Raw genomic sequence first — 20,671 nt, forward strand, 5'->3', positions numbered from 1 at the left:
CGCATGTCAATTTCCAGTTCTGACCGCACCGTCATGCCCGAGAACGTCGAGAACGACGTCGAGAACATCGAGGCGGCCCAGGTCGTCGAGGCCGCAGAGGCCGTCGTGACCGAGGCCCCCGAGGCTGTCCGGGCCGCCGACGAGGCGCCCGCCGCCGAGGACGTCGTCTCCGAGGACGCTCCCGCCGAGGACGCCGAGCCGGGCATCACCTTCGCCGATCTGGGCCTGCCCGAGGGCATCGTCCGCAAGCTCGCGCAGAACGGTGTGACGGCCCCCTTCCCGATCCAGGCCGCGACCATCCCGGACGCCCTGGCCGGCAAGGACATCCTGGGCCGTGGCCGTACCGGCTCCGGCAAGACGCTCTCCTTCGGTCTGCCGACCCTGGCCGCGCTGGCCGGCGGTCACACCGAGAAGAAGAAGCCCCGCGCGATCATCCTCACGCCGACCCGTGAGCTCGCGATGCAGGTCGCGGACGCGCTTCAGCCCTACGGCGACGTGCTCGGCCTGAAGATGAAGGTCGTCTGCGGCGGTACGTCGATGGGCAACCAGATCTACGCGCTGGAGCGCGGTGTCGACGTCCTCGTCGCCACCCCGGGCCGTCTGCGCGACATCATCAACCGCGGCGCCTGCTCCCTGGAGAACGTCCAGGTCGCGGTGCTCGACGAGGCCGACCAGATGTCGGACCTGGGCTTCCTGCCCGAGGTCACCGAGCTGCTCGACCAGATCCCCGGCGGCGGCCAGCGCATGCTCTTCTCCGCCACCATGGAGAACGAGATCGGCACGCTCGTCAAGCGCTACCTGAGCAACCCGGTCACCCACGAGGTCGACAGCGCCCAGGGCAACGTCTCGACCATGTCGCACCACGTCCTCGTCGTGAAGCCGAAGGACAAGGCGCCCGTCACGGCCGCGATCGCCGCCCGCAAGGGCCGCACGATCATCTTCGTCCGCACCCAGCTGGGCGCCGACCGCATCGCCGAGCAGCTCATCGAGTCCGGCGTGAAGGCCGACGCGCTGCACGGCGGCATGACCCAGGGAGCCCGTACCCGCGTCCTCGAGGACTTCAAGAAGGGCTACGTCAACGCCCTCGTCGCCACCGACGTCGCCGCCCGCGGCATCCACGTCGACGGCATCGACCTCGTCCTGAACGTGGACCCGGCCGGCGACCACAAGGACTACCTGCACCGCTCGGGCCGTACCGCCCGTGCAGGCCGCTCCGGTGTCGTCGTCTCGCTGGCGCTTCCGCACCAGCGCCGCCAGATCTTCCGCCTCATGGAGGACGCGGGCGTCGACGCCTCGCGCCACATCGTGCAGGGCGCGGGCGTCTTCGAGCCCGAGGTCGCCGAGATCACCGGTGCCCGTTCGCTGACCGAGGTCCAGGCCGACTCCGCGAACAACGCGGCCAAGCAGGCCGAGCGCGAGGCCGCCGACCTCACCAAGCAGCTGGAGCGCGTCCAGCGCCGTGCCGTCGAGCTGCGCGAGGAGGCCGACCGGCTGGTCGCCCGTGCCGCCCGCGAGCGGGGCGACGACCCGGAGACCGCGGTGGCCGAGGCCGCCGCCGAGGCCGAGGCGGCGCTCATCGCCGCGGCGTCCGTCCCCGAGCAGCCGGCCGCGCGTGACGACCGTCGCGACGACCGGGGCAACTTCAACCGCCGTGACGACCGTGGCGGCAACGACCGGGGCGGTTACCGCGGCGGCAACGACCGCGGTGGCGACCGGGGTGGCTTCCGCTCCGGTGGCGACCGTCGTGACGACCGGGGTGGCCGTTCGTTCGAGCGTCGTGACAACGACCGTCCGTCGTTCAACCGCGACCGTCGTGACGACCGTCCGTCCGGTGGCTTCCGCTCCGGTGGCGACCGTCGTGACGACCGGGGTGGCCGTTCCTTCGAGCGTCGTGACAACGACCGTCCGTCGTTCAACCGCGACCGTCGTGACGACCGTCCCTCCGGTGGCTTCCGCTCCGGCGGCGACCGTCGTGACGACCGGGGTGGCCGTTCCTTCGAGCGTCGTGACAACGACCGTCCGTCGTTCAACCGCGACCGTCGTGACGACCGTCCCTCCGGTGGCTTCCGCTCCGGCGGCAGCGACCGTCCGTTCAACCGCGACCGTCGTGACGACCGTCCCTCGGGCGGCTTCCGCTCCGGTGGCAGCGACCGTCCGACCGGCCGCCGTGACGACCACCGCGGTGGCACCGGCACGGGTACCGGCACCGGTACCTTCGGCCGCCGCGACGACAAGCCGCGCTGGAAGCGCAACGGCTGACCGTCGCTGACCGACTGACGCAGGGCCCGTACAGCACTCCGGTGCCGTACGGGCCCTGCGGCGTTGTGCGTGAGCTGCCAGGACCCCCGGGCCACTGAACCGGTTCGAAACGCGACCCCGGTTCCTGTGGGGTTCCTGTTACGATCCCCCCACTCGCGTGGGGGGTACGTGCCGGGGGGCAGGTACGGGCGGCCAAGTGCGCCCGGAAACAGTCGAGTTCCGACGACAGCCGTTCTTTTCTTCCTCCTCCATGCCTGCGCACTGATCAGTCCAGGGGAGGAACCGAGTGGCCAACCGCGCCCTCAGATCCGGCGTCGTCGCCGCATCGCTCGTACTGTCCGTCACGGCCGGCCTGTCGCCGGTGGCCGCCGCCGCGCCGGGCACCACGCCCGCCGCCGTACCGGCCGCCACGGCCTCGGCCGCCGACCCGGTGGTCGTGCCGGCCGCGCTGAGCAGCTCCGTACAGCCCTTCACCCTCGTCTCGACCGGCGGCGCCCGCGAGGCGGACGCCGTGGGGAAGCTGGGTGTCTTCAGCCGCGTACCCGGCTCGGCCGACTACCGCTGGACGCGCTTCTCGGACGGGACCCACGTCCCCGCGGGGCCGACGGGCACGGGCACCGTCACACGGATGTACGGGACCGGGACCGACACGATCGCCTACCTCCGGGCGAACGAGGTCGAGCTGCGCGACATGGCGGCGGGCACCACGACCTTCGTGACCATCCCCGAGGGGCTCACCTTCTCCGGTGTGTACGGGCACACGGTCGTCGCCGTGAAACTGCTGAAGGTGGAGTCCGGTGGGACGACCAGCACGGCGGCGCCCGAGGCGCACCTCCTGGACGTGCGGGCTGACGGGACGACCCGGGACCGTACGGTCACCGGCTTCCCCGAGGGCGCCAAGTACTGGCTGTCCGAGGCCGCCGCGGCGGGCGACGAGAACGGCATCCTGCTGCGCTACATCCACGAGGGTGTCGCCCGCATGTCGCTGGTCGACGTGAAGACGGCGCAGCTGTCCGCGAGTTCGGCCCACATTCGGGGGGCGGCGCCCGGCTACCTCCTGACGCCCCGGTACGTGGTCTGGTACTCCTACGGCGCCGACTCGACGATCAACGTGGTCCCCCGGTCGGACCTGGCGGCCACCCCGAGGGTCCTCACGGCACCCGCGCCCACCGAGCGAAACGGCTACCACCTCGCCGTCGTCGGGGACTGGCTGCTGCACAACAAGGGCAACAGCGCCCTGACGGCCACGCCTCTCGACGGAGGTCCCGCCCGCCAGTTGCTCCCGAAGGCCAGGACGGAGATCGCGGCGGCCCAGGACGGCTCCGCCGTGGTCGTCGGCGGAGCCACCGGTTACCCCTCGGACGCGATCTGGGGGGCCTACCGCATCGTGGAGGGCCCGGACGGCGTGCCGCAGCCCACCCGCGTGGTGGACCTGACCGCGCTGCCCAGGGATCTGGAGGGGATCGGCCTGGCGGCCGGCAAGCTGACGACGGTGGACCGTCCCGCGAGGCTCCGCGAGGGCACCGAGCGGCTGCTCGCGGTCCAGGGAAGCCCGGTCTACGGTCCCGCCGCCGACTCGTTCATCTCCTTCGTGAGCGACTGCGGTCCGCAGGACCCGGACTGCTACGCGATCCACGGCACCCCGGAGGGGGAGCCGGTCGTCCTGAACAGGCAGTCGTCCGGCGACGAGATACGGATCTCCCGCTTGGGCGAGTTCCGCACAGGTCTCTCCGGGGGGACGATCACGGACACCGACGGCGACTGGACCGTCTACACGCACGCCGCTTCCAAGCAGCAGATCGTCTACCAGGGGGCCGGCCGGGAGAAGGTCCTGACCAGGGCCCCCGTGGCGTCCGCCCTCTGGGCCGGCACGCTGTGGAGCGCCGGGGCCACGGCGGGCACGGTCACCTCGTACGACCTGGCCGCGCGCAGGACCACGGCGACGGTGTCCCTCGGCACGGACTGCGTCCCGGACGAACTCCAGGCGCTGGGACGCTGGTTGTACTGGTCGTGCGCCGGCTCCGGCCGGGCCGGGGTGCTCGACCGTACGACGGGGACGTCGCAGTCCGTGCCCGTCGGCGAGGCCCTGCTGGGCGACGGATACCTCGTACGCCACGACAAGGCGGCCGGGAAGCTGGTGCTGACCGACCTGGTGTCCTCGGCGGCGGCCGGTTCCGCGGTGTCCCGGACGGTCGCGGACCTTCCCGCGACGGCGGACCCGCAGCGCCGGGTGGACTGGACGGTGGACAAGTACGGCGGCCACCTCGCCTACGTGGACGCGGGCCAGCGGGTGCACGTGGTGCCCACCGGGGTGCCGACGCAGCCGCTGTCGGCCGGCGGGGAGTCCTGGGCGGGCCAGGACTGGACGTACAGGGCCACCCTCTCCAAGCCCGCCGCCTCCTGGAAGGCCGTCTTCACGGACCTGCGGACGAAGAAGGTGGTCCGCACGGTCACGGGCGGCGAGGTGCGGGGAGAGCTCTACGCGGACTGGGACGCGCGCACCGACGGCGGAACACTCGCCGTCAACGGCCCGTACGGCTGGAAGCTGACCGTGCAGCCGGCCGACGGCCACGGCGCGGCCCTCGTCCGGACCGGGGAGGTCGCCCTGACCCGGGGTGCGGCGGCCTGGCGGGACTTCGGCCGGGACGGGCTCGGGGACCTGTTCGTCGCCGTGGAGGACGGCATGCTCGGGAAGCGCCCGGGGAAGCTGCCCGGCACGGTCGGCCCGCTCACCGGCTACTGGGGTTACGAGGACACCGCCGCGAAGCGGATCCTGCCGACGGGAGACCTGGCCGGGGACGGGTGCAACGACTACCTGGCCGTGAACGACTTCGGCTCGCTGATCCGGCTGAACGGCACGTGCGACGAGGGCAGCGGCCTCCCCACCGCGTACGTGAAGATCGGCACGGGCTGGAAGACGTACGACCTGTTCGCCCCCGGCGACATCAACGGCGACGGGATCGCGGACCTGCTGGCGCGCCAGCAGGCCACCGGCTACCTCTTCCTGTACCCGGGCGACGGCAAGGGCCGGCTGAAGGCCCGGACGCAGATCGGCACCGGCTGGAACGGGCTCACGGTCGTCGGCGCGGGTGACCTCACCGGCGACGGCGCCGGGGACCTGCTGGTCCGTGACCGCGCCGGGGTCCTGTGGCGCTACCCCGGGAACGGCAAGGGCAGGCTCGCGGCCAAGGTGCGGATCGGCTCGGGCTGGCAGCAGTACGACGCGCTCGCGGCGGTCGGCGACATCACGGGCGACGGGAGGAACGACCTGCTCGCCAGGGACAAGGCCGGGGTGCTCTGGCGCTACAACGGCACCGGGACGGGGACGTTCGCCGGGCCGTCCAGGATGGGGCCGGGCTGGCAGAAGTACCCCGCCCTGTTCTAGCGGGACAACGCATCGGGTGAGGGGCGCATGCCGTGCCCCCGGCGAGGGCATCGCTGGGGGCATGACAAACGACGATGCCGCTGTGGCGGTGCCACCACCCGACGCTTCCGCGGGCCCGCATGCTCCCTCTCCGGCCGCTCCTCCCACCGACGAGGAGCGGCTGGCCGAACTCGGCTACACCCAGGTGCTCGCCCGCCGGATGTCCGCGTTCTCCAACTACGCCGTCTCGTTCACGATCATCTCGGTGCTCTCCGGCTGCCTGACGCTGTATCTGTTCGGCATGAACACGGGCGGGCCCGCCGTCATCACCTGGGGCTGGGTCGGCGTCGGGCTGATGACGCTGTTCGTCGGCCTGGCGATGGCCGAGATCTGTTCGGCGTACCCGACCTCCGCCGGCCTGTACTTCTGGGCCCACCGCCTCGCCCCGCCGCGCTCCGCCGCCGCGTGGGCGTGGTTCGCCGGCTGGTTCAACGTGCTGGGCCAGGTCGCCGTCACCGCCGGCATCGACTTCGGCGCCGCGTCCTTCCTCGGGGCCTATCTGAACCTCCAGTTCGGCTTCGAGGTCACCCCGGGCCGCACGATCCTGCTCTTCGCGGCGATCCTGATCCTGCACGGCCTGCTGAACACCTTCGGCGTCGGCATCGTCGCCTTCCTCAACAACGTCAGCGTGTGGTGGCACGTGGTCGGGGTCGCCGTCATCGTGGGCGCGCTGACCTTCGTACCGGACTCGCACCAGTCGGCGTCGTACGTCTTCACCGAGTTCGTGAACAACACCGGCTGGGGCAGCGGGTTCTACGTCGTGATGATCGGCCTGCTGATGGCGCAGTACACCTTCACCGGCTACGACGCCTCCGCCCATATGACCGAGGAGACCCACGACGCGGCCGTGGCGGGCCCGCGCGGCATCGTGCAGTCCATCTGGACGTCCTGGATCGCCGGGTTCGTGCTCCTGCTGGGCTTCACCTTCGCCATCCAGTCCTACGACGGCGCCCTGAACTCCCCGACCGGCGCCCCGCCCGCCCAGATCCTCCTGGACGCGCTCGGCGCCACGACGGGCAAACTCCTGCTGCTCGTCGTGATCGGCGCTCAGCTCTTCTGCGGCATGGCCTCCGTGACCGCCAACAGCCGCATGATCTACGCCTTCTCGCGCGACGGGGCGCTGCCCTTCTCCCGCGTCTGGCACACGGTCAGCCCCCGCACCCGCACCCCCGTCGCCGCGGTCTGGCTGGCCGCGCTCGGCGCCCTGGCCCTCGGTCTCCCGTATCTGATCAACGTCACGGCGTACGCGGCGGTGACCTCCATCGCGGTCATCGGCCTCTACATCGCCTACGTCATCCCCACCCTGCTCAGGCTGCTGCGGGGCGACGACTTCGTCCGGGGCCCCTGGCACCTGGGCCGCTGGTCCCGGCCCATCGGGATCGTCGCGGTGTCCTGGGTCGCGGTGATCACGGTGCTGTTCATGCTGCCCCAGGTGTCCCCGGTCACCTGGGAGAGCTTCAACTACGCGCCCCTGGCGGTCCTGGTGGTTCTCGGCTTCGCCGCCGTCTGGTGGCTGGTCTCGGCCCGCCACTGGTTCCTGAAGCAGGCCGCCCCGGTTCACAAGGGCACGATCACGGACGAAACCACGGACTGACCCGGACCGCCCCGGCCACGACAGGGCCCGGCACCCGATACCCGATCGGCTGCCGGGTCATGGCCAGCTATGCTCGGGGGTGATCCATCGTGGGCCGTTAGCTCAATTGGTCAGAGCAGCGGACTTTTAATCCGTTGGTTGTGGGTTCGAGTCCCACACGGCCTACCACAGGACCCCAGCTCAGAGCGCATGTGGGCTGGGGTCCGCCTGTGTTCCGGGCCGCCTGCGTGAGCGCTGCCGGCCCGAAAGGACGGGCAGGTGTGCCCACCGCCGAGGAGAGCGCCTCGGTTCGTCACGGTGAGTGATTCCGGTCAGCCGATCGTGCGCAGCGCCAGCCGCACCACGGTCATGACGCCTCGCCCGATCCAGCCGAGCAGTCCCAGTTCCGCGGCCAGTTCGGCGGTCTCCACGGCCGTCTCCGCCCGATCCGAAGATCCGGAACGGCACCGGGAACAGGAGCGGGGCCAACGGCCCTTCCGCGCTCCGCACTTCTTGCACGTCGTCATGGCCTCGAACTCTCCGTGTCGCTCGGTGTGAGACACACGATGCCGTCGGGGTGGCGGCTGCGGCATGAGTACCCCTACCCATGTTCGCAACGAGAGGCCCTGGGTGGGCCTGTTCCCCGTGCCTCGCGTCGTGGGCCTCAGGGCCTCGGCCAGGGCCGGCCGCCGATGCGTTCCAGATCGGTGTTGAAGCGGCGCAGGTAGGTGGCGAAGGCGGAGATGTCCTCGTCGGGCCAGTCGGCCATGACCCGCTGCAGCGAGCTGACCATGCCCTCGCGTTCCGCGTCGAGGGTGCGGGCGCCCTCCTCGGTGATGCGGAACTTGCGGGCCATGCCCCCGTCGGGGTCGGGGATGCGCTCCACGAAGCCGGCGCGCATGACCGCGGCCGTCTGCCGGTTGAGGGTGGAGACGTCGAGGTCGAAGGCCTCGCTGAGCTCGCCGACGGACATCGGGCCCTGGACGCGGATGCGGCTGAGCAGGACGTAGGCGCTGCGCTCGAGGAGGCCGTCCTTGCGGCGGCCCTTTCTCTGGTTCAGCAGCCCGTGACGGCTGAGCAGCATCTGCTCGTACTCGACCTCTTGTGTGGCCCTGTTCATACGGGCGCCTCCTGCTTCCTGCCGGGCGAGGCCGGTGTGTCGTGGTGCGGCTTACTTCATCGTATGTTTACGAGGACTTGCATAGACCACACAGTGTGCATGATGCAATAGGCGTGTACGATGCCAAGTCTTCCCACGACAGATAGCCGAGGACCCGCGATATGGATGCCGTCCGACCCACGACCCGCTCAGGCGGTGTGATCACCACGCTGGCGCTGGCCGGCACCGTGGCCGCCGTCATGCAGACGCTGGTCACTCCGCTCATCGCCGAGCTGCCGAGGATCCTGGACACCTCCTCCTCGAACGCGGCCTGGGTGGTCACCGTCACCCTGCTGGTCGCCGGCGTGTGTGTGCCGGTCACCGGCCGGCTCGGCGACCTCGTCGGCAAGCGCCGCATGCTGCTGGCCTGCTCGGTCCCGCTGATCGTCGGGTCCGTGGTGTGTGCGCTGGCCTCCTCCGTGGTGCCGATGATCGTCGGACGCGGGCTCCAGGGCATGGGCATGGGCATGGTGCCGCTGGGGATCGCGCTGCTGCGTGACGTGGTGCCCGCGGAGAAGCTCAGCGGTTCGATCGCCCTCGTCAGCGCCTCCATGGGCATCGGCGGCGCCCTCGGCCTGCCGATATCGGCCGCCGTCGCCGAGTACACCAGCTGGCGCGTCCTGTTCTGGGGCTCCGCGGTGCTCGCGCTCGCCATCGCCGTACTCATCTGGTCCTTCATCCCCGACGTCCCGGCCGGTGCCAAGGGGCAGCGCTTCGACGCGCCCGGCGCTGTCGGCCTCGCGATCGGGCTGGTCTCGCTCCTGCTGGCCATCTCCAAGGGCGCGGACTGGGGCTGGGGTTCGGGCACCACGCTCGGCCTGTTCGCCGTCGCGGTCGTGGCGCTCGGCGCCTGGGGCTTCTACGAGCTGCGCACCCGTGACCCGCTGGTCGACCTGCGCACCACCGCCCGCCCGCGCGTGCTGCTGACCAACGTGTCGTCGATCCTGGTCGGCGTCGGCATGTACTCCTTCATGCTGATCGCCCCGCAGCTGCTCCAGTTCCCCGAGGCCACGGGCTACGGCCTGGGCCAGTCGATGCTGGCCGCCGGTCTGTGGATGGCCCCCGGTGGCGTGATGATGATGATCGTCTCCCCGCTCGGCGGAAAGCTGATCAACGCGCGTGGCCCCAAGATCGCCCTCGTGCTCGGCGCGCTCGTGATCTCCGCGGGCTATGGCCTCTCCCTGTTCCTGATGGGCTCCGCCTGGGGCCTGATGATCGTCGGCATCGTCATCAACAGCGGCGTCGGCCTCGCCTACGGCGCGATGCCCGCGCTGATCATGAGCTCGGTCCCGCTCTCGGAGACGGCTGCCGCCAACGGCTTCAACACCCTGATGCGCTCGCTGGGTACCACCATCGGATCGGCCGTCATCGGTGTGGTGCTGGCCCAGATGACCATCAATCTCGGCGGCTTCTCGCTGGCCTCCGAGGACGGCTTCCGTGTCGGCCTGATGATCGGCTGCGGAGTCGCCCTCGTCGCCGCCGCTGTCGCCGCCCTCATCCCGGGCCTCGTCCGCTCCGCCAAGGATGACGACACCTCCGGTCTCGCCCCGGCCGGCAAGGTCGCCGCCGAAGCCTGAGCGAGGTACGCGGCCGAGCCCGGCCGCAGGTCGCGGAAGCGCCCCGTCCGGTCCGCCGGACGGGGCGCTTCCGCGTGCGCGCGAACTTTCTGCTGCACGGGCATTGACCGTGGGTGTGGGCCGACTTACGTTCTTCGCGTTGCCCTTCGTATGTCATATATGAGACGCGATATGAGAGCCGAGAACGGAGGGACCGCCGGGCTCCCGCGCTTCCGTATCCCAGAGAAGAGAGCCGATACATGATCAAGCCCCGCAGCAGCCGTCTCGCCGCCGCCGTATCCCTGGTCTCCGCCCTGGCCCTCACCGCGACAGCCTGCGGTGACGACGGCAGTGGCATGGCAGGAGCGAAGGGCGCCGAGGGCTCGGGCACCGGGAAGATCGTCTTCTGGGACGAGAACGGCGGTGTCCGCACGGCGATCTGGAAGGAGATCATCGCCGACTTCGAGAAGGCCAACCCGGACATCGACGTCCAGTACGTCGGCATCGCGTCCACCGAGGCCCAGTCGAAGTACGACACCGCCATCCAGGGTGGCGGCCTGCCGGACGTGGGCGGGGTCGGCGCCGCGATGGTCGCGGGGATCACCGCGCAGGACGCGCTGGAGCCGCTGGACGGCCGGATCGCGGACAGCTCGCTCAAGGGCAAGCTCAACGAGGCGATGATCGAGAACGTGCGGAGCGCGGCCGGCCGGGACGAGGTCTACACGGTGCCGATCTCCGCCACCAACGGCGTCCTCTACTACCGCACCGACCTGTTCGAGAAGGCCGGGCTGGGCGAGCCGGACACCTGGGACGAGTTCTACGCGGCCGCCGCGAAGCTGACGGACAAGCGGAAGAACCAGTTCGGCTACACCATCCGGGGCGGCCCGGGCTCCATCGCCCAGGCGCTGGACGCGATGTACGGGCAGTCCGGCATCCAGTCCTTCTGGGACGAGTCGGGGACGAAGACCACGGTCAACGACCCCAAGAACGTCAAGGCCCTGGAGAAGTACGTCGGCCTGTACAAGAAGGCCACCCCCGAGGCCGACCTCAACAACGACTTCACCAAGATGGTCGCCCAGTTCGACTCCGGCAGCATCGCCATGCTCAACCACAACCTGGGCTCGTACCAGGACCATGTGAGCTCGCTGGGCGTGAGCAAGTTCCGCGGCATCCCGCAGCCCGAACTGGCCGACGGAACCCGGGTGATGGTCTCCAACCCGGTGTCCGGCCTCGGGCTGCTCAAGTCCTCGGAGAACAAGGCGGCGGCCTGGAAGTTCATCGAGTTCGCCGCGTCGCACGCCTCGAACTCCAAGTTCAGCGAGTCCGCGGGCCTCATCCCGGCCAACAAGGAAGCGGCCGAGGACCCGTGGCTCGACAAGGCCGAGACCACCAAGCTCGGCGCGGAAGCGCTGTTCTCCGGGGACACCAGGATCGTCCAGCTGCCGTACTACCTGCCCGACTGGAACACCCTGTCCAAGGCCGACAGCGAATCGGGCTTCCAGAAGGTGCTGCTCGGCAAGACGAGCGCCAAGGAGTTCCTGGACACCTTCGCCGAGAGCCTCGACGAGGCCCAGGCGGAGTGGAAGGAACAGCAGGGCTGAGGTTGTCGTAGGCCCTGCGGGTCCGCCCTCAGTCCAGGCCCTCCTCGCGCAGTTCGTACATCAGGAGGAACGTCCGGTAGGTCTCCGCGGACACGTCCAGGCAGACGTCCGGCCGGTTGGTCCACGTCGACGTGTTGTCGAGGGCCCGCCGGCAGGCCGTCTCGGTCTCGGCCCGGGTGGGGATGTTCGAGATGAACGCGGCGATCAGCAGGACCACTGCGAGGACGACCACACCGATACGGATGCGCATGGTCTCCCAACGACCGTACGGCCGGGCCGGTCACTGGCCCGGCCGGCGGCCGCGGGGGTCACTCCGGCTCGTCGGTGACCGGCGGCAGGTCGGGCTCGATGAACAGCCCGGCGTACTGCGGAGTGGGCAGCGGTGCCGCGGTGCCGGGCCCGTCGGCCGCGGTCGTGCTGTCCGGGTGCCGCTGGGTCGTGCGGGCGGGCATGTCGGTCATCTCGGTGTCCTGTACGTAGGTGTGCGGTGAGAGCCCTGTGACCGAGCCGCTGGGAGAAATGCCGGACTGGTCCCGACCGGTACGGCGACGAGGTGCCGCTACCGGTGCCGCGCCGCTCCGGGGGCGTCCGGATCATCGTGCGGTGCATGCAGACTGTAACCCTCCCAGCACGGCTTTCCCCCGGAATTGCGAGCCCGGCGTGACGGTCAGTGCGGCGGTGCGGGCTCGATGTTCTGGTTTGCGTGGAAGAGGTTGTGCGGATCGTACGTCCGCTTGACCTCGGCGAGGCGGTCGTAGTGGCCGCGATAGGTGGCCCGGACCCGGTCCTGGGACTCGCCGGCGCCCAGGAAGTTCACATAGGCACCGCCCATGGAGTGCGGGTGCAGCGCCTCCCAGTAGCCGACGGCCCAGTCGCGCAGGGCCCCCGCGTTGGCGGGATCCGGGTCGATGCCCGCGATGACGCCGGACCAGAGCGCGTCGCGGTAGGCCCATGCGGTCTCGTCGGGCCCGACGCGGCCCGCCGCACCGTCGACCGGGTACAGGTGCATGGTCGACAGGCCGGTGGGGAGGTTCTCGGCGAAGGAGGCGTGCACATCGACGGCCTCGTCGGTGATCCGGTCGAAGAAGTCACCGCGCCAGTACCACTGGAGACCGGTCGGGAGCAGGTCGTCGAACATGCTCTGCAGCGCCGGATACGGCATGGGCGAGGTGAAGTGGAAGGCGGGCGGCCCCGGTTCGTCCACCACGCGGAGCGTCTCCTCCAGCGCGGCCGGGTCCGCGGTCGAGGACCAGACGACGCCGCACATCTTCCGCCCGTGGATCTCCTCCGGGAAGGGCGGGCCGGGCGGCACGGTCAGCGAGGCGAAGAAGCCGTACAGGTCGTCGGGTGCCTGCGGCAGGAAGTCGCGGTACCAGCGCATCACGTCGTGGAAGAGGTCCAGCGGCCACACGGTGACCCCGACCCCCACGGTGTCCACGGTGTGCAGCTCGAAGTCGAACGACGTGACGATGCCGAAGTTCCCGCCGCCGCCGCGCAGCGCCCAGAAGAGATCGGCGTGCTCGCTCGCGTTCGCGGGTACGAAGGTGCCGTCGGCCAGCACCACGTCGGCCGAGACCAGGTTGTCCGCCGCGAGGCCGTACTTCCGGGTGAGGTAGCCGTGGCCGCCGCCGAGGGAGAGCCCGCCGACACCGGTCGTGGACATGATGCCCGCCGGGGTGGCGAGGCCGAACGCGTGGGTGGCGTGGTCGAGGTCGCCCAGCTTCGCGCCGCCGTCGGCCTGCGCGGTCTGGGTGGCGGGGTCGACGCGCACGCCGCGCATGGGCGAGAGGTCGAGTGTGACGGCGTCGTCGGCGAGGCAGAGGCCGGGCCCGCTGTGTCCACCGCCGCGTACGGCGACGGAGAGGTCGTGCTCACGCACGAAGTTGACGGCCGCCATGACGTCGGCCGTGTCGTGGCACATGACCACGGCGGCCGGTTTCTTGTCGATCATGGCGTTGTAGACCGTGCGGGCCTGTCCGTACTCCTGGTCGTCGGGCCCGATGACGGGGCCGCGCAACGCGCCGCGCATCGTTTCGAGTGTGGTGCCGTCCATGGTCGTCTCCTAGCGCGCGAGCGCCCGGCCTCCCCTGGCTCCGTGCATCGGGTGAGGCTGCTGAGGTCGACGCCGGCACCTCTGGATGCCGCGCAGACGGGACCGAACACCGAATGGCTGGTCCTTCCAGCGTCCCGCCGCCGGGCAGGGCCCGCAATCGCGCGGCGCCGTGCCCCGGGTGCGGGCCGGGGCACGGCGCGGGGTCACGTCTGCGGGGCGGTCGCCGCTCCCTCGGCCGGAGGGGTTCCCGCACCCTCGGCGGGAGGTGCTTCCGTGCCCCCGGCCGGGGACGCTGCCGCGTCCTCCCGCTCCCGCGCCGTCCCGCGCAGATGGACCATGAGCCCGATGAACCCGGCCGCGAACCCGCTGAACAGGCCGGATATCCCGTGGTTGAGCGCGTTGGCGGAAGCGCTGTCGGGCACACCGATGACCAGGTAGTTGACGGCGGCGCTGATCACCGCGCCGAACGCGGCGCCGATCAGCCCGTTGACGAGCGAGGCGCGGAGCGGCGACGGCGCGGAACCGGGGATCCGGGCAGGTCTGAGCGGTGTGGACATGGTGGGAGGCCCTCCAGACAGGCGGTGAGCGGGATCGGGGGGTGCGGCAACACCCTTGATCACGGCACTATGCCTGCCAACTGCGGGTAACGCACCCCTTGTTGGTGCGGAAAGTCGGTGACGAGGGGTTACCCCGTGCCGGGAGTGGTGCGCCGCCGGCCGGGGCGGGTGGTCGGGGCACCCTCCTGGATGGCGTAGAGTTGCACTCACAACGACGCGGGGTGGAGCAGCTCGGTAGCTCGCTGGGCTCATAACCCAGAGGTCGCAGGTTCAAATCCTGTCCCCGCTACTGAAGACAGAGGCCCGGATCCTTCCAAGGATCCGGGCCTCTGTCGTGTGCCCGCGTGCGGCCGCCCGGTGCCGGGCTTGACCTTGACGTTGCGTAAAGATCTACCGTTTCCCGCATGGAGTGGTCCATACAGGAAATCGCCCGCCACGCGGGCACCACGAGCCGCACGCTCCGGCACTACGGAGACCTCGGCCTCCTGGTGCCGAGCCGCACGGGTGCCAACGGCTACCGCTATTACGACCAGGAGGCCCTGGTCAGGCTCCAGCGCATCCTGCTGCTGCGGGAGCTGGGGCTCTCGCTGCCCGCGATCAAGGACGTACTGGAGGGGCAGCGGGACACCTCCGCGGCGCTGCGGGCCCATCTGGGCCTGCTGGAGCAGGAGCGGGAGCGCATCGGGCGGCAGATCGCCTCGGTGCGGACCACTCTCCGGAGGACCGAGGAAGGGGAGGGGCTCATGGCCGAGGAAGTGTTCGACGGCTTCGATCACACGGTGTACGAGCAGGAGGTCACCGAGCGCTGGGGCCGGGAGGCGTACGAGCGGAGCGGCCGGTGGTGGCGCGGGCTGGGCCCCGCCGAGCGGGCCCGCTTCCAGGAGGAGCACGAGACCATCGCCCGGGACTACGGCCGGGCGAGGGCGGCCGGCCGGGACGCGGGCGCCGAGGAGGTGCAGGACATCGCGCGCCGGCACTGCGCGTGGCTCTCGGTCACGATGGAGCCCACGCGCTCCTATGTGACCGGCCTCGCCGAGATGTACGCCGCCGATCCGCGCTTCGCGAAGAACTACGATCGGCACGGGGACGGAACGGCCGTCTTCGTACGGGATGCACTGACGATCTTCGCGCAGCACCGGCTCTCCGGCTGACCTCCGGCGGGGCGGGGCTCCGGCGCGCTCCTCCCTTTGGCCGATGACGAGTCGCCGCTCGGCGCGGCTCCGGCCAGCCTGGGTGGGGCGCGGTACCGTCCGCAGCCGTGGACGGACCGGGCAGGAGCGCACAGGTGGGGATGCGGGACGGACGGCGAGGGGGCGTTGCCGGGAACGCCCGTGCGCGGCGGTTCGTGCGCTTGCTGCCCGCGCTGATGATCTGCGTCGGTGTGGCCTTCGACCTGGGCACACCGGCGCAGGTGACCGCCGTTCCGCTCTTCGCCGCCGCAGCGCTGGTCGCGGCTCCGTTCTTCTCGCTGGCCTCCACGGTCCGTATCGGAGTGGTCGCGATCCTCGTCGTGCTCGCCATCCGGATCTCGGACGGTGTGGTCTTCAGGGTCGTCCCGCTGACCGATCTGCTCACCCTGTTCACCGTGTCCGTGCTCGCCGTCGTCATCAACGGCGTCGTCCGGCGCGGGAACGAGCAGCTGGCCTCGGCCCGGGTCATCGCCGAGACCGCGATGCGGGCGGTGCTCCCGATGCCCGAGTCCCGGATCGGCGGGCTCCAGATCGCGGCGCGCTACGAGGCGGCGCAGGCGGACGAGTTCGTCGGCGGGGACCTGTACGCCGTGACGGACACCCCGTACGGGGTGCGGCTGGTGGTCGGGGACGTACGGGGCAAGGGGCTGGACGCCGTGGCGGCGGTGGCCGTGGTGATCGGGGCGTTCCGGGAGGCCGCCGAGCAGGAGCGGTCGCTGGAGGGCGTGGTCCAGCGGCTGGAGCGGGCGCTGGCGCGGGAGGGCGCGCGGCGCGGTGGGTTCGACGCCACGGAGGGGTTCGTCACTGCGGTGCTCGTCGAGATCCCGGCGGGTTCGGCCGTGCTGCGGATCGTCAACAGGGGCCATCCCGAGCCGCTGGTGCTGCACCCCGACGGCGCGCTCGACGTACTGGCGCCGACCGTGCCGGCGCTGCCGCTGGGGATGGGGCTCGGCTCCTGGCCGGACCGTGCGGACGAGTGGCCGCTGCCGGCCGGGGCGACGTTCCTGGCGTTCACGGACGGGCTGTCCGAGGCGCGGGACGCGCACGGTGTGTTCTACGATCCGGAGGCCCGGCTGCGCGGCCGGATCTTCCCGGGGCCGGAGGAGCTGCTGTCCGCGCTCACCGACGACGTACGGCTGCACACCGGGGGCAGGTCGACGGACGACCTGGCGCTCCTCGCGGTCGGCCGGCCGGCCCGGGGCCAGCCGGACCGGCGGACGACCGTGAAGATCGTGGGTCGGGACAGTGAATGACCGACGGCGACCCTCCGTAGTCGAGAGGCATCTCTCCGCATAACATTTGACACACCGTCAGAAACTGAGGGGGTGTCGTAGGGCACTCAAGTCGCCCGTTTGCGACCGTTTGAGCCCTTAAAGTCCAGGCCAGAGGCCTGAACGATCTGTGGGAACAGCTTGGAATCGGACCCGGGTGTCTATTAACGTTCGATAACGCAGCGCGGTTGTACATGCCGCCGCAAGAGGCGGCACCGTGCGCAGCGCCGAATTCCGCAAGGGAACCGGGGAACCACCTACATGGGGTGAATCGGACACCTGTGTCTCGCGAGAGACGGAGGGGCCCGTAGGAGACCTTCCTGCTCCGAACCCGTCAGCTAACCCGGTAGGCGAGAAGGAAGGAAAGGAGTGCGCCCACGTGGCGTCCAACCAGCCTGCCCCCGAGGCCCCGTCGTCCTTCAGGCCCGGAAGCCTCGGTGATGAGGACAGGACTTGGGAGGAATGGAACCCCACCGAGGAGTCCATCCGTCCCGTACGCGGCAGGCACCGCGTAGCCAAGCAGCGCGGCCTCGCCCGTAGCTCCACCGTCCTCGGTGTCGGTGTCATCGCGGCCGTCGGTGCGGGCGGCATGGCCACCGCGCAGAGCAAGCCGCCGGTCTCCATCTCCCTTCCCGATTCCATCGCGGACAACCTCCCCGACGCCAAGTCCCTTCCCGGCGTGGGCGCGTTCATGTCCGGCGACTCCGACGCGGACCACGAGACGGTCGCCGCGTCCTCCCCTCTCACCACCGCGGGCATCACCGCCGCCGAGGCCGAGCAGGGCGCCACCGACGCGGGCGAGGCGCTGCGCGCACGCATCCTCCAGCAGGCCGAGCAGCAGCAGGCCGGCGCCGACGCCGAGGCCAAGGCGGCTCAGGAGCAGGCGGCTGCCGAGGCCGCCGCGGCCCAGGCCGCGAAGCAGCAGAGCGACGCCGAGGCGAAGGCCGCCGCCAAGAAGAAGGCGGCCGAAGAGGCGGCGAAGAAGAAGGCCGAGGCCGAGCGCCTCGCCAAGCTCGCCGCCAGCTACGCCGTCCCGACCTCCTCGTACACCATCACCTCGACCTTCGGCCAGGCCGGTTCGATGTGGTCCTCCGGCTATCACACCGGGCTGGACTTCGCGGCGCCGACCGGTACCCCGGTCAAGGCCGTGCACAGCGGCACGGTGAAGTCGGCCGGCTGGTCCGGTTCGTACGGCTACCGCACGGTCCTGGAGCTCGACGACGGCACCGAGATCTGGTACTGCCACCAGTCCTCGATGGACGTCACCGCCGGTCAGAAGGTCACCACCGGCGACACCATCGGCCGCGTCGGCGCCACGGGCAACGTGACCGGCCCGCATCTCCACCTGGAGATCCACACCGCCGACGGCTCGGGCGTCGACCCCATGAGCTGGCTGCGCGGCAAGGGCCTCACCATCTGAGCCCGCGCGCCGGCACCCGGCGCACCGGTACCCCGGCGGCCCTGACGCACGACCCCCCGACGTCAGGGCCGCCGGTCCCGTGTGGGGGGCCGGTGCGCCCACAGAAGCGGAATAGCTCCTTCGGGTGATCGGTTGACCCTGGGTATGACATCTCTGCGCCCGCTCGGTTCTTCGAGCCTCCAGGTCTTCCCCCTCGCACTCGGCGGCAACGTCTTCGGCTGGACGGCCGACGAGGAACGGACCTTCGCGGTCCTCGACGCGTACACGGCGGCCGGGGGCAACTTCATCGACACCGCCGACTCCTACTCCGCCTGGATCCCGGGCAACGAGGGCGGTGAGTCGGAGACGCTCATCGGCAAGTGGCTGGCTGCCCGCTCCCGCCGCGACGACGTCGTCGTCGCCACGAAGGTCGGCGCCCACCCCGAGTACAAGGGGCTCTCGCCGACCACCATCAAGGCGGCTGCCGAGGCCTCGCTGCGCAGGCTCGGCACCGACCACATCGACCTCTACTACACGCACTTCGACGACGAGACCGTCCCCGTCGAGGAGATCATCACCGCGCTCGACCAGCTGGTGAAGGCCGGTTCGGTGCGGGAGATCGCCGCGTCCAACATCAGCCCCGAGCGGCTCAAGGCCTCCCTGGAGTTCTCCGAGCGCGAGGGCCTGGCCCGTTACGTGGCGCTGCAGCCGCACTACAACCTCGTCTCGCGCGACACCTACGAGGGCGCGCTCCAGGAGACGGCGGCCGGTGCCGGGCTCGCGGCCGTCCCGTACTTCGCGCTGGCCTCGGGCTTCCTCACCGGCAAGTACCGGCCGGGGGCCTCCGTGGAGAGCGCCCGTGCCGAGGGCGCGGGCAAGCACCTGGAGACCGAGCGCGGTCGCAAGGTCCTCGCCGCGCTCGACAAGGTCGCCCAGGAGCACGACGCGGAGATCGCGACGGTCGCCCTCGCCTGGCTCGCCGCCCGGCCGACCGTGGCCGCGCCGATCGCCTCCGCCCGTACGGTCGAACAGCTGCCCGCGCTGGTGGCGGTGGCCGATCTGCGGCTGACCGAGCAGGACCTCGCGGAGCTCACCGAAGCCTCCGCCTGACCCTCAGTGGCCCCGGGAGGGCGGCGGCGCCCGGTGGGCGCCGCCGCCCTCCTCCAGATAGGGGTTGTAGCCGCCGTAGTGGCGGTGCGGTGCGGGCGGCTGCCGCACCGCCGCGCCCCCGTAGGGCATCTGACGGGGGAACGGGAGGGGCGCGGGCGGCCGGGGCGCGCGCACCCGGCCCGTCGCGTGGGCGGCGTGCGTCAGGGCGGGGGACGCGACGAGCCTGCGGTGCCACAGATGGTGCAGCAACTCCTGCTCGCGAAGCGCGAAGTCGGGGCCCGCGCCGTCGTGCCGGGCCCTGCGGCGCAGCATCGCCAGGGACGTCGCGAACGACTCGTACTCCGCGACCGCCCGGGCGGCGGCTTTGCCCCGGCCGCGGTCCGGGTGGCCGTTCCAGTGCCTGGCCAGGTCGCGGGCCATGCCCCGCGCCCGCATCGAGGCCAGGGCGAGCGGCTCGGCGGGGGCGAGCCAGCCGGCCGCCGCGTACACCGGGAGCTCGGTGGAGAGCGTGCGCAGCTCCCGCTGGCGTGACCAGATCGCCAGCCAGGTCACCAGGGCGAAGCACGGCACCATGAACGCGCCGTACACCACGTAGAAGCCGTACGGGCCGAGGGCCGACGAGCCGTTCCACAGGGCGTGCAGGCCCATCGCGAGTACGAGCCCGAGCAGCGGCAGCGTGATCCGGCGTATCCGGTGGCGCCGTCCTCCGAGCGCCGCGAGGCCGAGGCCGATGCCGGAGAGCACCGTGAACAGCGGGTGCGCGAACGGGGACATCACCACACGCACGAAGAAGGTGCCGGCCGTCACCGAGGCGAGCCCCGTGGTCCCCAGCTCCTGGTCCTCACCGAAGGCGTTGCCCAGATAGAGGATGTTCTCCGTGAAGGCGAAGCCGGTCGCGGTGAATCCGGCGACCACGATGCCGTCGACGATTCCGCCGAACTCCCTTCTGCGGAACAGGAAGATCAGCAGGACCGCCGCGGCCTTGGCGCTCTCCTCGACGACCGGCGCGATGACCGTGGCGCCGAGGGTGTCGGCGCTTCCCGGGTCGGCGGTGGCCGTCGCTATCCAGCGGGTCGCGAAGGAGTTGGCCAGGATCGCCACCAGCGCGGCGGCGCACGCGCCCCAGAAGAACGCGAACAGCAGATTCCGCCAGGGGCCGGGCTCCACCCGGTCGAGCCAGCGGAACGCCGACATCAGCAGCGGCACGGGCAGCACGGCCAGGCCCAGCCCCACCAGGAAGCCCTCGGTGCCGGTCTGTTCGCGCACCAGGGCCAGGATGACCAGACCGCAGAGCGCGAGCACCGTGATCACCGCCCCGGCGCGGAACGCCTTGCTGCGCCAGACCATGCCGACGCGGCGCGGCCGGTAACGCCACTGGCCACGCTCCGGGACGGCGCCCAGGAACTCGTCGAGCCGCTGCTCCTCGAGAACCGGGACGGCCGGCTGCTGGTGCTGCACGGACCCCTCGGACACCTGTCGACCCTAACGAGCGGGACTGACACCTGGCCACGGCGCCTGT

General features: G+C 71.1%; 15 protein-coding genes, 2 tRNA genes and 1 riboswitch. Of the genes, 11 read left to right on the plus strand and 6 right to left on the minus strand.

All coding sequences use genetic code 11. The annotated features are described in order from the left end of the window. Nucleotides 1–3: 3 nt before the first annotated feature. The 4 genes from AMK10_RS28000 (at nucleotide 4) to AMK10_RS28015 (ending at nucleotide 7,445) form a co-directional block, all read left to right on the plus strand. Nucleotides 4–2,259, plus strand: coding sequence for a DEAD/DEAH box helicase (locus AMK10_RS28000; protein WP_198959800.1), 2,256 nt, complete (start codon nucleotides 4–6; stop codon nucleotides 2,257–2,259). Between the two features lie 286 nt (nucleotides 2,260–2,545). Next, nucleotides 2,546–5,644, plus strand: a complete 3,099-nt coding sequence (locus AMK10_RS28005) for an FG-GAP-like repeat-containing protein (RefSeq protein ID WP_073750931.1) — start codon at nucleotides 2,546–2,548, stop codon at nucleotides 5,642–5,644. A 61-nt stretch (nucleotides 5,645–5,705) separates the two neighbouring features. Beyond that, a complete protein-coding gene (locus tag AMK10_RS28010) occupies nucleotides 5,706–7,277 on the plus strand; it encodes an amino acid permease (RefSeq protein WP_073750933.1) in 1,572 nt (523 codons plus the stop codon). Between the two features lie 91 nt (nucleotides 7,278–7,368). Further along, a tRNA-Lys gene (locus AMK10_RS28015) sits at nucleotides 7,369–7,445 on the plus strand. Nucleotides 7,446–7,920: 475 nt separating this feature from the next. On the opposite strand, the gene AMK10_RS28025 is transcribed toward AMK10_RS28015, so the two are convergent. Further along, nucleotides 7,921–8,376: a MarR family winged helix-turn-helix transcriptional regulator gene (locus tag AMK10_RS28025; RefSeq protein WP_073750937.1), complete on the minus strand. Its 456-nt coding sequence runs from the start codon at nucleotides 8,374–8,376 to the stop codon at nucleotides 7,921–7,923. Between the two features lie 161 nt (nucleotides 8,377–8,537). On the opposite strand from AMK10_RS28025, the gene AMK10_RS28030 reads away from it, so the two are divergent. After that, nucleotides 8,538–9,992: an MFS transporter gene (locus AMK10_RS28030; protein ID WP_073750939.1), complete on the plus strand. Its 1,455-nt coding sequence runs from the start codon at nucleotides 8,538–8,540 to the stop codon at nucleotides 9,990–9,992. Nucleotides 9,993–10,231: 239 nt separating this feature from the next. Further along, nucleotides 10,232–11,572, plus strand: a complete 1,341-nt coding sequence (locus tag AMK10_RS28035; RefSeq protein ID WP_073750941.1) for an ABC transporter substrate-binding protein — start codon at nucleotides 10,232–10,234, stop codon at nucleotides 11,570–11,572. Between the two features lie 28 nt (nucleotides 11,573–11,600). Here AMK10_RS28035 and AMK10_RS28040 read toward each other — a convergent pair whose 3' ends face one another. The 4 genes from AMK10_RS28040 to AMK10_RS28050 form a co-directional block, all read right to left on the minus strand. Continuing rightward, nucleotides 11,601–11,822 carry a hypothetical protein gene (locus tag AMK10_RS28040; RefSeq protein ID WP_073750943.1) on the minus strand — a complete coding sequence of 74 codons (222 nt, stop codon included), beginning with the start codon at nucleotides 11,820–11,822 and terminating at the stop codon, nucleotides 11,601–11,603. A gap of 58 nt (nucleotides 11,823–11,880) precedes the next feature. Then, complete coding sequence (locus AMK10_RS37780; RefSeq protein ID WP_198959801.1) at nucleotides 11,881–12,033, minus strand: hypothetical protein; 153 nt, start codon at nucleotides 12,031–12,033, stop codon at nucleotides 11,881–11,883. 206 nt (nucleotides 12,034–12,239) lie between these two features. Next, the gene (locus AMK10_RS28045) at nucleotides 12,240–13,625 is read right to left on the minus strand and encodes an FAD-binding oxidoreductase (protein ID WP_073750945.1); all 1,386 of its coding nucleotides are present in this window, start codon (nucleotides 13,623–13,625) and stop codon (nucleotides 12,240–12,242) included. A gap of 203 nt (nucleotides 13,626–13,828) precedes the next feature. Continuing rightward, a complete protein-coding gene (locus AMK10_RS28050; protein ID WP_073750947.1) occupies nucleotides 13,829–14,182 on the minus strand; it encodes a hypothetical protein in 354 nt (117 codons plus the stop codon). Nucleotides 14,183–14,397: 215 nt separating this feature from the next. On the opposite strand from AMK10_RS28050, the gene AMK10_RS28055 reads away from it, so the two are divergent. From AMK10_RS28055 to AMK10_RS28075, 5 genes are all read left to right on the plus strand, one after another. Beyond that, nucleotides 14,398–14,471, plus strand: a tRNA-Met gene (locus AMK10_RS28055). Between the two features lie 115 nt (nucleotides 14,472–14,586). Next, nucleotides 14,587–15,333: a MerR family transcriptional regulator gene (locus tag AMK10_RS28060; protein ID WP_073750949.1), complete on the plus strand. Its 747-nt coding sequence runs from the start codon at nucleotides 14,587–14,589 to the stop codon at nucleotides 15,331–15,333. Nucleotides 15,334–15,467: 134 nt separating this feature from the next. Beyond that, a complete protein-coding gene (locus AMK10_RS28065; protein ID WP_073750951.1) occupies nucleotides 15,468–16,625 on the plus strand; it encodes a PP2C family protein-serine/threonine phosphatase in 1,158 nt (385 codons plus the stop codon). Between the two features lie 233 nt (nucleotides 16,626–16,858). Beyond that, nucleotides 16,859–17,011, plus strand: a riboswitch (cyclic di-AMP (ydaO/yuaA leader). Between the two features lie 11 nt (nucleotides 17,012–17,022). Further along, a complete protein-coding gene (locus AMK10_RS28070) occupies nucleotides 17,023–18,063 on the plus strand; it encodes a M23 family metallopeptidase (protein ID WP_073750953.1) in 1,041 nt (346 codons plus the stop codon). A 144-nt stretch (nucleotides 18,064–18,207) separates the two neighbouring features. After that, a complete protein-coding gene (locus AMK10_RS28075; RefSeq protein WP_073750955.1) occupies nucleotides 18,208–19,152 on the plus strand; it encodes an aldo/keto reductase in 945 nt (314 codons plus the stop codon). A 3-nt stretch (nucleotides 19,153–19,155) separates the two neighbouring features. Here AMK10_RS28075 and AMK10_RS28080 read toward each other — a convergent pair whose 3' ends face one another. Continuing rightward, complete coding sequence (locus AMK10_RS28080; RefSeq protein ID WP_073750957.1) at nucleotides 19,156–20,625, minus strand: PrsW family intramembrane metalloprotease; 1,470 nt, start codon at nucleotides 20,623–20,625, stop codon at nucleotides 19,156–19,158. Nucleotides 20,626–20,671: the final 46 nt, after the last annotated feature.

The sequence above is a fragment of the Streptomyces sp. CB02058 genome, assembly GCF_001905505.1.
Taxonomy (GTDB): Bacteria; Actinomycetota; Actinomycetes; order Streptomycetales; family Streptomycetaceae; genus Streptomyces.